Consider the following 14,086-nt stretch of genomic DNA (forward strand, 5'->3'; position numbering starts at 1 on the left):
CCCCCTCTCTCGGCAGACCCGCCCACAGCAAGACGATCGAACTGGAGAAAACTCATGCCCATCACTTCCCTCACTCCCAGCCAGGGCACGGTCGGCACCAGCGTCAACATCAACGGCACGGCGCTGGGCACGACCGTCTCGGTGAACTTCGGCGGTGCCGTCGTCAGCCCGACGGCGGTCTCCAACACCGTGGTCACCTTCGTGGTTCCGTCCACCGCGCCGTGCTCGGGTCAGGTCTCGGTCAGCACCAACCTGTCGAACGGGACCAGGACCAACGCGGTGCCGTTCTTCGTCATCGTGCGGCCGACGACCACCGGGCTGGACGAGACCTGCCTGCCCGCCGCCGGTGGCTCGATCACGGTCTTCGGCACCGGCTTCGCGGCCGGGGGCACCGTCAACGTGGGCGCGCTCACTCCGGTCGCCTTCGCCGCCGGCGGCAGCAACACCTCGGTCACCGTCACCGCTCCGGCCCACACCCCGGCCGGCTGCTTCGACACCCAGCAGGTCACCGTCACCACGCCCGGCGGGACGGGCACCGCGGGCACCACCCTGATCGACTACTACAACGCACCGACTCTGACCGCCGCCACACTGACCCCTGCCACGGGCGCGGCGGGAACCGAGACCACCATCTCCGGCGCCACCTGCCTCATCGGCATCACCGACGTCACGTTCACCGACTCGGCCGCCACCGCCTTCACGGGCCTGGCCTTCACCCCCATCGACGCCACGTCCATCGTCACCGCGGTGCCCGCCGCGGCGGCCGCGGGCGCCGGGGCCTTCACGATCACCACCTGTGGTGGCACATCCGGCCCCGGCGCCTTCACCGTCACCTGATCCACCGACCGTGGGCGGGCAAACCCCGCGCGGTCATTTCCGGGTCAGCACCCCGCATGGCACACGGTGATTTCCGATCCCCCGTGCCCTGGCCGACGTCCCGTCGGTCAGGGCACGGCCGTCCGCACGGCTCGAGAAGGAGAAGGGCATCATGGCCCCCGTAGTGACCAGCGTCAGCCCCACACAAGGCAACCCGGCCGGGGGGACCCCTGTCACCATCAATGGTTCCGGCTTCATCGGCGCCACCGTGGTCAGGTTCGGCCCGAATCTCGCCACCAATGTGGTCGTCGTGAGCAACACACAGATCACGGCAAGGACTCCGCCGGGGAGCGGCACGGCCAAGGTCACGGTCACGGGGCCGACAGGCACCAGCACCCAGAACGTGTTCTTCACCTATACGACGGTCGCGGCTCCGGTACTCACCATGCTCAGCCCGGCATCGGGGCCCACCGGCGGCGGCAATACGGTCACCATCACCGGCACCAGCCTCACCGGCGCCACCCAAGTCCTCTTCGGCGCCACCCCCGCCACCATCCTCACCAACACCGCCACCCAAATCACCGCCACCGCCCCCGCAGGCACCGGCACCGTCAACGTCACCGCCACCACCCCAGGCGGCACCAGCAACCCACTCCCCTACACCTACACAACCGTCGCGGCCCCGGTGCTCACCAACCTCAACCCCACCTCAGGCCCCACCTCCGGCGGAAACACCGTCACCATCACCGGCACCAACCTCACCGGCGCCACCCAAGTCCTCTTCGGCGCCACCCCCGCCACCATCCTCACCAACACCGCCACCCAAATCACCGTCAGCGCGCCGGCGGGACCAGCGTCGGTGGTGAATGTGACCGTCACCACGCCGGGGGGCATCAGCAATCCGCTGTCGTACATCTATGTCGCCGCCCCGGTCGTCACCGGTGTCAGCCCGCAGTTCGGTCCGGACACCGGCGGTAACTCCGTCACCATCACCGGCAGCGGCCTGGCCCTGGCCAGCGCCGTCAACTTCGGCCCCAACCTCGCCACCGGCTTCACCGTGATCTCCGACAATCAGCTGACAGCGACCGCTCCTCCCGGAACCGGCACGGTCGTGGTCACCGTGACCACACCTGGCGGCACCAGCACCCTGGGCCCGGGGAACCCGTACTACACCTATCTCGGCGCCCCGGTGATCAATTCGCTGATCCCGGACGAGGGCTCGTCGTTGGGCGGCGACTCCGTCACGATCAACGGCTCCAACCTCACCTACACCGACTCCGTGACCTTCGGGGGAGTCCCGGCCTCCTTCAGCGTCCTCTCGGACAACCTGGCCGTGGCGACGGCTCCGGCCCATGCGGCCGGAACCGTCAATGTTCAGCTCCACACCCCCGCGGGCAACAGCAACACCCTCCCCTTCACCTACGATCCGGCCTGAGCCCACCGCGGCGGGCGACGGGCTCAGCCGACCGAGGAGTACGCCACGACTCCGCGCAGCAGCCCGTCGACCGCGCGGCGGGCGCTGCGCGTCACGGTGCCCTCGGGGGCGGCCGCGGCGATCTGGCCGAGCACATCGATCAGTTGCTTGGTCCAGCGCACGAAGTCACCGGCGGGCATGTCGATTTCACGCAGCACCTCGTCGAGCCCATGGCCGGAGGCCCAGCGGTAGGCGGCCCAGGCGAAGCCCAGGTCCGGCTCGCGCTGGCCGACGCCCTCCGCCTGGTTGATCTTGTGCTGCTCCTCCAGGGCGTCCAGCCGCCCCCATATGCGCACCATCTCGCCGAGCGCGTCCTTGGCCCGGCCCGTGGGCAGCTTGGGCGGCAGCGCGTCATCGGCCGTCCGCGCCTCGTAGACGAGCGCGGAGGCGCAGGCCGCGAGCTCGGCGGGGGGCAGCCCCTCCCAGACGCCCTCCCGCAGGCATTCGCTGGCCAGCAGGTCCAGCTCGCCGTACAGCCGCGCCAGCCGTCTGCCCTCGTCCGTGACCTCGTCGCCGCGCAGATAACCGAGCTCGCTCAGCAGGGAGCAGATCCGGTCGAAGGTGCGGGCGATGGTGTTCGTACGGCCCTCGATGCGCCGCTCCAGCTGCCGGGTGTCGCGCAGCAGCCGGTGGTAGCGCTCGCCCCAGCGGGCGTGGTCCTCGCGGTCGCTGCAACCGTGACAGGGGTGGGCGCGGATGGCCGCGCGCAGCCGGCTGATCTCGGTGTCGTCGGCGGCGGCCGAGCGCTCCTTGCGGTGGCGCCGCATATCGTGGTGGCCGGCCTTGGTGCGCAGCGCGGAGGCCAGATCGCGGCGCGACTGGGGGCTGCGCGGATTGAACGACTTGGGGATCCGCATCCGGTCCAGCGGCTCGACCGGGACCGGGAAGTCGATCGACGCCAGCCGCTTGACCTGCCGCTCGGCGGTGAGCACCAGGGGCCGCGGCCCGTCGTGGTACTCCATGCCGCGGTGGCCGCCCACCCGCCCGGCGGGCAGCCCGGGGTCCAGCACCAGCGCGAGCCCGGCGAACTTGCCGGTGGGCACGTGGATGACATCGCCGGCGCGTAGCTTCTCCAGGGCGACCGCGGCGGCCGCGCGCCGCTGGGCGGCGCCCTGCCGGGCCAGCTCGGTCTCGCGGTCCTTGAGCTCGCGGCGCAGCCGCGCGTACTCGTCGAAGTCGCCGAGGTGGCAGGTCATGGAGGCGCGATAGCCCTCGAGGCCCTCCTCGTTGCGCTGCACCTGACGGGAGATCCCGACGACCGCCTTGTCGGCCTGGAACTGCGCGAAGGAGGTCTCCAGCAGCTCGCGCGAGCGGTGCCGCCCGAACTGGGAGACCAGGTTGACCGCCATGTTGTACGACGGCTTGAAGGAGGAGCGCAGCGGATACGTACGGGTGCCGGCCAGCCCGGCGAGCGCCGCGGGGTCCATGGTGCGCTGCCACAGCACCACCGCATGGCCCTCGACGTCGATACCGCGCCGCCCGGCGCGGCCGGTCAACTGGGTGTACTCACCGGGGGTGATGTCGGCGTGCTGCTCGCCGTTCCACTTGACGAGCTTCTCCAACACCACCGAGCGGGCGGGCATGTTGATGCCGAGGGCGAGGGTCTCGGTGGCGAAGACCGCCTTGACCAGGCCGCGGACGAAGAGCTCCTCGACAACTTCCTTGAAGGTGGGGAGCATTCCGGCGTGGTGGGCCGCGATGCCCCGCTCCAGGCCCTCCAGCCATTCGAAGTACCCCAGCACATGGAGGTCTTCGTCGGGGATCCCGGCGGTGCGCTCCTCGACGATGGCCCGCACCTGGGAGCGCGCCGACTCGTCGTTGAGCCGCAGCCCCGCGTGGAGGCACTGCTGGACGGCGGCCTCGCAGCCGGCCCGGCTGAAGATGAAGGTGATGGCCGGAAGCAGCCCCTCGGCATCGAGCCGGTCGATCACCTCGGGGCGGCCGGGGGTCCAGATCCGGCTGCGCTGGCGGCGCTCGCGCTCCCGGTCGGCCTCGCGCATATTGCGGCCGCGGCGCTTGTCGCGGCCGAAGGAGGGGCGGCTGTTCTCCATCCGGGCCAGCCGGACCAGATCGGGGTTGACCTCGCGGCGTCCGCCCTGGTCGCCGTCCTGGCCGTGCTTCTCCTCGAACAGGTCGTACATCCGGCGCCCGGCCAGCACATGCTGCCACAGCGGCACCGGACGGTGCTCGGAGACGATGACCTCGGTGTCGCCGCGGACGGTGTCCAGCCAGTCGCCGAACTCCTCGGCGTTGGAGACGGTCGCGGAGAGTGACACGAGCGTCACCGACTCGGGGAGGTGGATGATGACCTCCTCCCAGACGGCGCCCCGGAACCGGTCGGAGAGGTAGTGGACCTCGTCCATCACCACATAGCCGAGGCCGAGCAGCGACTGGGAGCCGGCATAGAGCATGTTCCGCAGCACCTCGGTGGTCATCACGACCACCGGTGCCTCGGAATTGACGCTGTTGTCCCCGGTGAGCAGGCCGACCTGGTCGGCGCCGTAGCGCTTCACCAGGTCGGTGTACTTCTGGTTCGACAGCGCCTTGATGGGCGTGGTGTAGAAGCACTTACGGCCCTGGGTCAGCGCCAGGTGGACGGCGAACTCGCCCACGATGGTCTTGCCCGAGCCGGTGGGAGCGGCGACCAGCACACCCTTGCCGCTCTCCAGGGCCTTGCACGCCTCGATCTGGAACGGGTCCAGCTCGAAGTCGTACATCTCGCGGAAGGGGGCCAGCGCGGTGGCCTGCTCGGCGGCCCGGTCGCGGGACGCCGCATAGCGCTCGGCGGGAGATAGCTCGTCGGTCATCGTATCTACGAGCCTACCGGCCACCTCCGACAGCGCACGCGATCTTTATCGGGGCTTTGTTCGGCCCACCGGCCGGGCCGCTCACCGAGCCGCCCGTCGGGCCGTCCGATGGACGGCCGCGGGCGGGCGGATATGAGTGGGCACGGCCGGATATGACCGGATACGGCCGCGTACGGCAGGGTACGCCAAGGTACGGCTATGTGACGTCGTCGTAGCCGTTGCGCCGGGCGGAGCCGGAGTCGTCCCCGTCGGTGAGCTCCGGCGCGGCGCTGGGCGCGGTCACGGCCTCGGGGGTCAGATCCAGCTGGGACGCCTCGTCGTCGCTCAGCCCGAAGTCCGGGTCGGCGGCCCGGCGGCGCGCCCTGCGCCGGTCGTTGAGCAGCGAGACGCCCACGGCGCCGAAGTAGAGCACGACGACCGGCCCGGCCAGGGCGAACATGCCGATCGGGTCGGTGCTGGGAGTGGCGATGGCGCCGAAGACCGTGATCCCCATGATCATGGCGCGCCACCAGCCGAGCATCCGGCGTCCGCTGAGGACGCCGGTGAAGTTCAGCAGTATCAGCAGCAGCGGGAGCTCGAAGGCGAGCCCGAAGACGACGACCATCCGGGCGAGCAGATCGAGGAAGTCGTCCAGTGGGAGGAGGTTACTGACCCCGCCCGGGGTAAAGCCGAGGAGAACCTTGGCGCTGGTCGGCAGGATCATGTACGCGAAGTACGCGCCACAGACGAAGAGCGGTACGCCGAGTCCGACGAAGAACAGGCCGTACTTCTTCTCATTGCGGTGGAGCCCGGGTGCGAGGAAGGCCCACAACTGGTACAGCCAGATCGGGGTGGCCACCACCACACCGGTCATGAAGGAGACCTTCAGCATGATCGTGAACGGCGACAGCAGACCGTTGGTGGTGAAGTTCGCACAGGGGCCACCGCCACTCCCCTTGTCCGAGAGGCTGGAGAGCGTGACACCGCCACAGCCGACGGAGTCCAGCACCGGCTGCATCAGGAACTCGGCGATGTCCATGTAATAGAACATCGCGACGATGGTGACCACACAGATCGCCAGGACCGATTTGAGCAGCCGGTTGCGCAGCTCACGCAGGTGCTCGGAGAGGGGCATCCGCCCCTCGGGGTCCTTCTCCGTTTTGCGGGCAGACTTGAGCAACCCACGTCCTCATCTCGTGCGTCCGGTGGCGGCCCTTCGCGCCGCCTTCAAGTGGCCCTGGGTCAGCGCTTGGTGGTGTCGCTCGGCTCCGACACCGGGCGCGAGCTGGTCACGTCTCCGGGCGCGGCCTGGATGGTGCGGTGAGTGGCGTCGTCCTGACCGGGGTGGGGCGGGTCGGCCGGCGCGTTCTGCTGCTGCTGACCGTCCGACTTCATGGCCTTCGCCTCGCTCTTGAGGATCCGGGCCGACTTGCCCAGCGAGCGCGCCATGTCCGGAAGCTTCTTGGCACCGAACAGCAGCAGCACGACGACAAGGATGAGGAGAATCTCGGGAACGCCGATCTTTCCGAACAGCATAAGCGTCTACCTTCTCACCGAGGCGGCTGGGGGTGGGGCTGCCCGACCGGTCGGACAGGTGTCCGGCAGCCGTGCTGTCAGCGATCGTAGCGCGCGGGGGTAAACCGGAAGCAATCCCCGTGCGGACTCCGGGTTGCGGCCCTCCGCCTCGTTTCCGGGGCCACGAAATCTCAGCGTACCCCGCTTGGCTGTGGGGCAGCAGAGTGCCCATCAGCGGCGACCCGCACCGCCGACGCGGCGCGGCTGTCACTGCCGACGCAGAGCGACTGTCACTGCCGACGCAGAGCGTCGACGGTTGACCCCAGCGGAGCCGAGGCCCGCTCCAGGTCCTCCGCGGCCCGGGTGATCCGCTCCGAGCTGTCCGACACCTGCCGGGCCAGCCTGCGGACCTCGGCGTAGACCCGCACCGAGAGCACGGCGAGAACGGCGATTCCGCAGAAGGCGAGGGCGAGGGCGAGCATCGGCCAGAGCATGCGGCAGAGCCTAGACGGTGGAGTGCAGCCGCAGTGTACGCACCCCGCCACCGGTGAGCAGCTCCACGATCCGCTCCCCCGCCGGTTTGCGCACCGCGGTTCCGCAGTCGGGGCAGGTGAAGGAGTAGAAGGTGGTGCGGTGGCTGGCCCCGATGGCCAGCCGCAGGGCGCCCGCGGCCAGCTCGAACCGGCCGCGGCACTGCGGACAGGCTGCCTTGAAGATCACCGACGTGGCACTCCCCCGTGCGGTCACTGTATGCGTCCCTTCACTCACCGTACGCCGCGAGCGCCCGCCGCGCCGCGTCCCGAGCACTGTCCGCCAGCTCCTGCGGCGAGACGATCCTGCCGTCCCTGCCCAGCCGCAGCGCCAGGCGCCGCAGCGAGCCGGGGTCGGGCGCGCGCAGCGTGATCCGGAGGCCGCCGTCGGGCAGCTCGTCGGCGCTGTCGTGCGGGTAGTACTCGGCGACCCAGCGCCCGCCGGGGCCGACCTCGACGACCACCTCGGGGTCCTCGGCGCCGGTCTGGATCAGGGCGGAGGACAGCTCCGACAGGTCGCGCAGCTCGATCGGCGGCGGGTCGGACGCGTCGTCCAGCAGCTTGATCTCGACGACCCGGTCCAGCCGGAAGGTCCGCCGCGCCTCGGAGAGGCGGCACCACGCCTCCAGGTAGGTGCGGCCGACGGCGAAGAGCCGGATCGGGTCGACCTCACGCTCGGTGATCTCGTCACGCGCGGGTGAGTAGTAGCGCAGCCACAGCCTGCGGCGCTCGGAGATGGCGCGGTCGACGTCTGCGAAGACCCCGCCCTCCGATTCGAAGATCACCGAGAGCCGGGAGCTGGCACCCGCCACCTCGCCCGCCGCGGCCTCCAGCTTGGCGGTCGACCGCAGCAGCGCGTCCCGGTCGCCCTCGCGCAGCCCGGAGAGGGTGGCGACGGCGCGGGCGGCGACCAGTAGCGCGGTGGCCTCGTCGGCGGCCAGCCGCAGCGGCTCGGCCACGTCATCGGGGTTGTGCCACCAGATCCGCTCTCCGTCGGTGTCGATGTCCATCAGGTCGCCGCCGCGGAAGCTGGTGCCGCACAGCGGCAGCACATCCAGGTCGGCGATCAGCTCGTCCTCGCTGATGCCGAAGGCACGGGCGACGTCGGCGACGCGGGCGCCGGGGCGCTCACGCAGATACGTCACCAGGGAGAGCATCCGCCGGGTCTGGTCAATGGCGTTTCCGGCCATGGTGAAGTAGATCCGTCCCCTCAGCCTTTGGCGACCGCGCGCAGCCGGTCCACGACATCCGCCCGCAGTTCCTCGGGCGCCAATACGACCACATCCGGGCCGAACTCCACGAGCCAGGCGTCCAGACCGTGCCCGTAGGGAATCTCCAGCTCGTCCCAGCCGTCACCGGCCTCCCGGGTGGACAGCGCCTTCGCCCGCAGCGGATAGCCGTGGCCCGAGCGCAGCCGGATCCGGGCGGTGCCGTTGGCGGTCTCGCCCGCCCAGCTCTCCACGGTCTCCCGGACGGTGACGTGGTCGGGCACCTCGGCGGTGAACGCGCCGGACCGCAGCCGGACCCGGCCGGTGATCCGGGAGAGCCGGAAGACCCGCTCGGCGGCGCGCTCCCGGTCCCATCCGGCGAGATACCAGTGGCCGCGCCAGCACTCCAGGGTCCAGGGCTCGACCTGCCGCTGCCCGGGGCGCGCGGCGTTCGCCTTGCGGTAGTCGAAGACGACGGGGCGGCGGTCGCGGCAGGCGAGCATCAGCGGCTCGAAGGCGCTCTCATGGACCGGGATGCGCGGCTCCAGCGCGCTGTGACCGGGCGTGTCGTACGGATCCTCGGCGACCGGCATCCCGGCGGCGCGCAGCTTCTGCAGGGCGCCGCTGGCGGCGCCCGCGAGCCGGGCCTGCTGCCAGACCTTGGCGGCGAGGCCGAGGGCGGCGGCCTCCTCGGCGTCGAGGGTGATCGGCGGGAGGCGGTTGCTGTCCCGGCGGGCGAGATAGCCGATCTCGCCGTCGAGGCCCTCCACCGTCTCGATGATCAGGCCGAGTTCACGCAGATCGTCCTTGTCGCGTTCGAACATGCGGTTGAACGCTTCGTCGTTGGCCGTGTCGGTCTGGAGGTACGCCTCTATGGAGCCCCGCAACTCCCGTTTGGTCAGCGGACGCCGCGTTCCCAGCAGGCACAGGGCCAGGTTCATCAACCGCTCGGCCTTGGCAATCGCCATCGACGCCCTTTCTTCGTGACCTAACCACGTGACCGTACCGCTACCGGGACACGCGGCAAAAGCCGAGGGCCCCCGCTCACCGGCAGGAGCCCTCGGCGCGACGGACGGCCGTCTCAGACGGAGACCAGGTCGCAGACGAAGATCAGCGTCTCGCCCGGCTTGATCCGGCCACCACCGGCGCCCCGGTCGCCGTAGCCGAGGTGCGGCGGGACGATGAGCTGGCGGCGGCCGCCGACCTTCATCCCCTGCAGGCCCTGGTCCCAGCCGGAGATCAGCTGGCCCACGCCGAGCTGGATCCGCAGCGGGGTGCCGCGGTTGTAGCTCGCGTCGAACTCCTCACCGGTGCTGAAGGAGACGCCCACATAGTGCACGGCGATGTTGTCGCCGGCCTTGGCCGCGGGCCCGTCGCCCTCCCAGATGTCCTTGATCTCCAGCTCGGCCGGCGGCTCGCCGCCCGGGAAGTCGACCTCGGGCTTCTCGATGCTCACGAAATTGCTCCTTGTGACGTGGTGGGCAACCCGCACAGGCTACAGAACGGCCAGGATGTCCACGGAGAACACCAGCGTGGAGTTGGCGGGGATGCCCTTCTGGGCCGCCTTGCCGTAGCCCAGATCCGGGGGCACGACGACCAGCACCCGGCTGCCCACCTTCTTCCCCGTCAGCCCCTGCGACCAGCCCTTGACGACCTGCTGGAGCGAGAACTGGGCGAGTTCGCCGCGCTTGTAGCTGGAGTCGAACTCCTTGCCGCCGTCCCACAGCACGCCCTTGTAGTTGACGAGCAGCGCGTCGGTCTTCTTGACCTCCTTGCCGTCACCCTCGATGACGTACTCGGAGACCAGCTTCTTCGGCGCGGACTTCTTGGGGACGGTGATGCTGGGCGCCTTGCCGTCGGTGTTGGTGGACACCTTGGGCAGGTCGGCGTCGGTCTGGTCCACCTTGCTGCCCTTGGCCGAGCTCTTGGCGTTGTAGGCGCCGACGAGGTCGATGACGAAGACCAGCGTGTCGGTGCCCTTGATACCGGCCTGTGGCTGCCCCTGCTTGCCGTAGGCGTACGCGGGCGGGACGGCCAGCTCCAGCCGGCTGCCGAGGTTCCGGCCCAGCAGCCCCTGGTCCCAGCCCGGGAGGACCTGGCCCTTGCCCACGGGGAAGGCGGCGGTCTTCTTCTTGTCGAAGGTGTTGTCGATGACCTTCCCGGTGTCCCAGATCTGCGCCAGGTAGTTGATCTGGAGCCAGTCGCCCTTGGCCGTCTTCTTGCCGTCGCCCTGTCTGATCGTCTTGACCGCGAGACTCTGCGAGGGCTTCCCCGTGCCCTTGGCGACCTTCGGTTTCTCTCCGAACTTCTTACCCGCGGTAATGGCCGGCACCGGACCGGAGACGATTTTGCCGCTGGGGGCCGGTGATGGACTCTGGCTCGTCGGCTCCTGGGACGGCTTGGTCTTGTCGGACCCTGATTCATCGTCACCGCAGCCCGCGAGTGTCAGCAGGCCCGCGGGCACGGCAAGGAGTACGGAGCGTCGACGCACGGAGTCCTCGTTAGGTAGATCTTGAGATGGCCAGTGCGCGCCACTCTACGACGTGACTCGGGCCCCGTCCGGAGAACGCACGGGGCCCGAGGGGAAGGTAAGCCGTACGCCGGTCACATACCGGCGATCAGCTTCTCCACCCGGTCGTCGACCGAGCGGAACGGGTCCTTGCACAGCACGGTGCGCTGCGCCTGGTCATTGAGCTTCAGATGCACCCAGTCGACGGTGAAATCGCGGCGCTGCTCCTGGGCCCGGCGGATGAAGTCGCCGCGCAGCCGGGCGCGGGTGGTCTGCGGTGGCACCGACTTGCCCTCGAAGATCTTCAAGTCGTTGCAGACCCGGGCCGCCTGGCCGCGCTTCTCCAGCAGGTAGTAGAGGCCGCGGCGGCGGTGGATGTCGTGGTAGGCGAGGTCTATCTGGGCGATGCGGGGATGCGACATGGTGATGTTGTTCTTCGCCCGGTACTGCTCGATGAGCTGGTACTTCATCACCCAGTCGATTTCGGTGCCGATCCGGTCGAGCTCCTCGGTGCGGATCGCGTCGAGGGTGCGGCCCCACAGCTCGAGGACGCGCTCGACCATGCCGGTGCGGATGCCCCGGCGCTCACAGAAGTCGACGGCCTTCTCGTAGTACTCCTGCTGCACCTCCAGGGCGGACGCCTCGCGCCCGCTGGCGAGCCGCACCTTGCGCTGCCCGGTGATGTCGTGGCTGACCTCGCGGATCGCCCGAATGGGGTTCTCCAGGGTCAGGTCGCGCATCACCGTGCCCGCCTCGATCATGCGGAGCACCAGGTCGGTGGCGCCGACCTTGAGCAGCATGGTGGTCTCGGACATGTTGGAGTCGCCCACGATGACATGCAGCCGGCGGTAGCGCTCGGCGTCGGCGTGGGGTTCGTCGCGGGTGTTGATGATCGGCCGGGAGCGGGTCGTCGCGGAGCTGACGCCCTCCCAGATGTGCTCGGCGCGCTGGCTGACGCAGTAGACCGCGCCGCGGGGGGTCTGGAGGACCTTGCCCGCGCCGCACAGGAGCTGTCGCGTCACCAGGAACGGGATGAGAATGTCGGCGAGCCGGGAGAACTCCCCGTGCCGTGCCACCAGATAGTTCTCGTGGCAGCCGTAGGAGTTGCCCGCGGAGTCGGTGTTGTTCTTGAAGAGATAGACGTCGCCCGCGATTCCCTCCTCGTGCAGGCGGCGCTCCGCGTCCACGAGCAGACCTTCGAGAATGCGCTCGCCCGCTTTGTCGTGGGTGACCAGTTCGGTCACATTGTCACACTCGGGTGTCGCGTATTCCGGGTGCGAGCCCACGTCTAGATAGAGGCGGGCGCCGTTGCGCAGGAAGACATTGCTGCTGCGGCCCCAGGAGACGACACGGCGGAAGAGGTACCGCGCCACTTCGTCAGGAGACAACCGGCGCTGTCCCCTGAATGTGCACGTGACGCCGTACTCGTTCTCCAGCCCGAAAATGCGGCGGTCCATGCCTGAACATTACGCCTGATGGCGTGCTCTGAAACCGGGTTCGGCGGCATGGTTGCGATCATTTTCCGTAGGAGGTTCATCCGGTGTTCGGTACGCGGTCGGCTGGACGACCGGCCGCGGCCCCTCCAGGAGGAACCGCTGGGCCGCCAGCAGCACCGCCAGCGCGGCCGCGCCACCGGCCGCGGGCACCGTGAATCCGGGGGCCACCCCGCCGAGCTGGACGGCGGGCCCGGCCACGGCGGTGCCGGCCGCGTTGCCCACCACGAAGGTGGTCACCAGCCAGGAGAACGCCTCGGTGACCGTGCCGGACGGCGCATGGCGGTCCACGACGACGAAGGCGCAGGCCAGCGCCGGGGCGAGGAACACGCCCGCCACCCCGGCGAGGACGGTCATCGTGACGACGCCCGGCACCAGCATCAGCGGCAGATAGCCCAGCGCCAGCGCGGCCACGAGCAGCCGCAGCCGCCGTTCGGGCGCGCCGGGCCAGGTGCGGCCGCCGTAGACGATGCCACCGACCAGCGCGCCTACGCCGAGGGCGGAGAGCAGCGCGCTGGAGACCACTCCGCCGCCGTGCTCGTCGGCGTACGCCACGGCGGCCACCGCGATGGCGCCGAGGGCGAGCCCGATGAAGAAGAACGAGCCGAGCAGCACCAGCAGTCCGGGCGAGCGCAGCGCGCCCAGCCAGTGCGCCTCGCGCGGCGCGGAGCGCCACTGCCGGGAGGGCCGCGAGACCACGACGGAGAGCGCGCCCACGACCCCGACGGCGTTGATGACCAGCAGCGCGGCCGCCTCGGACCACACGGCCACGGAGAGGGTGACCAGCAGCGGGCCGACCGCGAACATCACCTCCTGGGCCACGGCGTCCAGCGCGTACGCGGCGTGCACCTGGTCCTCGCGCCGCAGCACCGTGGGCCACAGCGCCCGCAACCCGCCCTCCAGCGGCGGCGTGAACAGCCCGGCGATCAGCATCGCCGCGTACGCCACGGGCAGCGGCTCGAGCCCGACGACGGCGAAGAGGACCATCCCGAGCGCGGAGGCCACGGCGGCGGGGAGCATCACCCGGGGCTGGCCGAGACGGTCCACGGCCCGGCCCAGCAGCGGCTGGCCCACCGCGTTGGCCGCGCCGTAGACGGCCGAGAACGCCCCGGCGAGGGCGTAGCTGCCGCCCTCGGCGCGGGCGAAGAGCAGCACGGCGAGGGCGGCGGTGGCGTTCGGAAGCCGTCCCAGCAGCGTGCCGGTGAGCAGCCGTGCCGCGTGCGGGGTGCGCAGCAGTTCCCCGTAGCCAGCCGCCATTGCCTGCCCCTTCCTGCGGGTTCCGGTGGTTCCGGTGGTTCCGGTGGGTTCCGCCGGGTTGTCGCGAGCGCGTCGCGGGTCGTGAGTGACGTTGTACGTATAACTTCCAGCGTCATACGTACCATGGCCGCCACCGCGGGTCCACTCGCGGGCCGGAATGAGCAGCCTGCGGCGAGCCGTACGGCGACCGAGGGGAGCGGAGGCGATGGTGGCGAGCGCGGACCGCGCCCACGCGACGGGCGGAGCCGCCGGGAAAGGTTCCCGGGGCACCGGCCGGACGGGTGAGCCCGCGCGGCACGGCGCCCCGAGCGGTGAGACGGCAGCGGGCGGCGGTGAGACGGCTCCGGGCGGCGGGACGACAGCGGGCCACGACGAAACGCCTCCAGGCAGCGGAACGACAGCAGGCCACGACGAAACGCCTCCAGGCAGCGGAACGACAGCAGGCCACGACGAAACGCCTCCAGGCAGCGGAACGACAGCAGGCCACGACGAAACGCC

13 protein-coding genes are annotated in these 14,086 nt (G+C 70.3%); 2 read left to right on the top strand and 11 right to left on the bottom strand.

Annotation, left to right across the window (positions count from 1 at the left end):
- Positions 1 to 54: 54 nt before the first annotated feature.
- Positions 55 to 837, top strand: coding sequence for an IPT/TIG domain-containing protein (locus tag J2Z30_RS36050; protein ID WP_044577900.1), 783 nt, complete (start codon positions 55 to 57; stop codon positions 835 to 837).
- 151 nt (positions 838 to 988) lie between these two features.
- A complete protein-coding gene (locus tag J2Z30_RS36055) occupies positions 989 to 2,251 on the top strand; it encodes an IPT/TIG domain-containing protein (RefSeq protein ID WP_044577897.1) in 1,263 nt (420 codons plus the stop codon).
- Positions 2,252 to 2,274: 23 nt separating this feature from the next.
- On the opposite strand, the gene J2Z30_RS36060 is transcribed toward J2Z30_RS36055, so the two are convergent.
- The 11 genes from J2Z30_RS36060 to J2Z30_RS36110 all read right to left on the bottom strand — a co-directional run bounded on the left by J2Z30_RS36060 (position 2,275) and on the right by J2Z30_RS36110 (position 13,588).
- Positions 2,275 to 5,097: a DEAD/DEAH box helicase gene (locus J2Z30_RS36060; protein WP_044577895.1), complete on the bottom strand. Its 2,823-nt coding sequence runs from the start codon at positions 5,095 to 5,097 to the stop codon at positions 2,275 to 2,277.
- A 196-nt stretch (positions 5,098 to 5,293) separates the two neighbouring features.
- Positions 5,294 to 6,256, bottom strand: a complete 963-nt coding sequence (gene tatC, locus J2Z30_RS36065) for a twin-arginine translocase subunit TatC (RefSeq protein ID WP_078956997.1) — start codon at positions 6,254 to 6,256, stop codon at positions 5,294 to 5,296.
- Positions 6,257 to 6,318: 62 nt separating this feature from the next.
- Complete coding sequence (gene tatA, locus J2Z30_RS36070) at positions 6,319 to 6,609, bottom strand: Sec-independent protein translocase subunit TatA (protein ID WP_044582155.1); 291 nt, start codon at positions 6,607 to 6,609, stop codon at positions 6,319 to 6,321.
- 272 nt (positions 6,610 to 6,881) lie between these two features.
- The gene (locus tag J2Z30_RS36075) at positions 6,882 to 7,085 is read right to left on the bottom strand and encodes a hypothetical protein (RefSeq protein WP_020872595.1); all 204 of its coding nucleotides are present in this window, start codon (positions 7,083 to 7,085) and stop codon (positions 6,882 to 6,884) included.
- Between the two features lie 10 nt (positions 7,086 to 7,095).
- Positions 7,096 to 7,359, bottom strand: a complete 264-nt coding sequence (locus J2Z30_RS36080; protein WP_044577890.1) for a hypothetical protein — start codon at positions 7,357 to 7,359, stop codon at positions 7,096 to 7,098.
- Positions 7,352 to 8,311 carry a helix-turn-helix transcriptional regulator gene (locus tag J2Z30_RS36085; protein ID WP_044577887.1) on the bottom strand — a complete coding sequence of 320 codons (960 nt, stop codon included), beginning with the start codon at positions 8,309 to 8,311 and terminating at the stop codon, positions 7,352 to 7,354. Before J2Z30_RS36085 ends, J2Z30_RS36080 begins: the two co-directional genes overlap by 8 nt.
- Positions 8,312 to 8,331: 20 nt before the next feature.
- Positions 8,332 to 9,297, bottom strand: coding sequence for a helix-turn-helix transcriptional regulator (locus J2Z30_RS36090; protein WP_020872592.1), 966 nt, complete (start codon positions 9,295 to 9,297; stop codon positions 8,332 to 8,334).
- 113 nt (positions 9,298 to 9,410) lie between these two features.
- Positions 9,411 to 9,785 carry an FKBP-type peptidyl-prolyl cis-trans isomerase gene (locus J2Z30_RS36095; RefSeq protein ID WP_020872591.1) on the bottom strand — a complete coding sequence of 125 codons (375 nt, stop codon included), beginning with the start codon at positions 9,783 to 9,785 and terminating at the stop codon, positions 9,411 to 9,413.
- 39 nt (positions 9,786 to 9,824) lie between these two features.
- On the bottom strand, positions 9,825 to 10,820 hold the full coding sequence (locus J2Z30_RS36100; protein ID WP_044577882.1) for an FKBP-type peptidyl-prolyl cis-trans isomerase: 996 nt from the start codon (positions 10,818 to 10,820) through the stop codon (positions 9,825 to 9,827).
- 113 nt (positions 10,821 to 10,933) lie between these two features.
- Positions 10,934 to 12,295, bottom strand: a complete 1,362-nt coding sequence (gene pafA, locus J2Z30_RS36105) for a Pup--protein ligase (protein ID WP_044577878.1) — start codon at positions 12,293 to 12,295, stop codon at positions 10,934 to 10,936.
- Between the two features lie 9 nt (positions 12,296 to 12,304).
- Positions 12,305 to 13,588, bottom strand: a complete 1,284-nt coding sequence (locus tag J2Z30_RS36110) for an MFS transporter (RefSeq protein ID WP_044577875.1) — start codon at positions 13,586 to 13,588, stop codon at positions 12,305 to 12,307.
- Positions 13,589 to 14,086 lie beyond the last annotated feature (498 nt).

Origin of the sequence: Streptomyces iranensis, assembly GCF_017874715.1 — a bacterium.
Classification (GTDB): domain Bacteria; phylum Actinomycetota; class Actinomycetes; order Streptomycetales; family Streptomycetaceae; genus Streptomyces; species Streptomyces iranensis.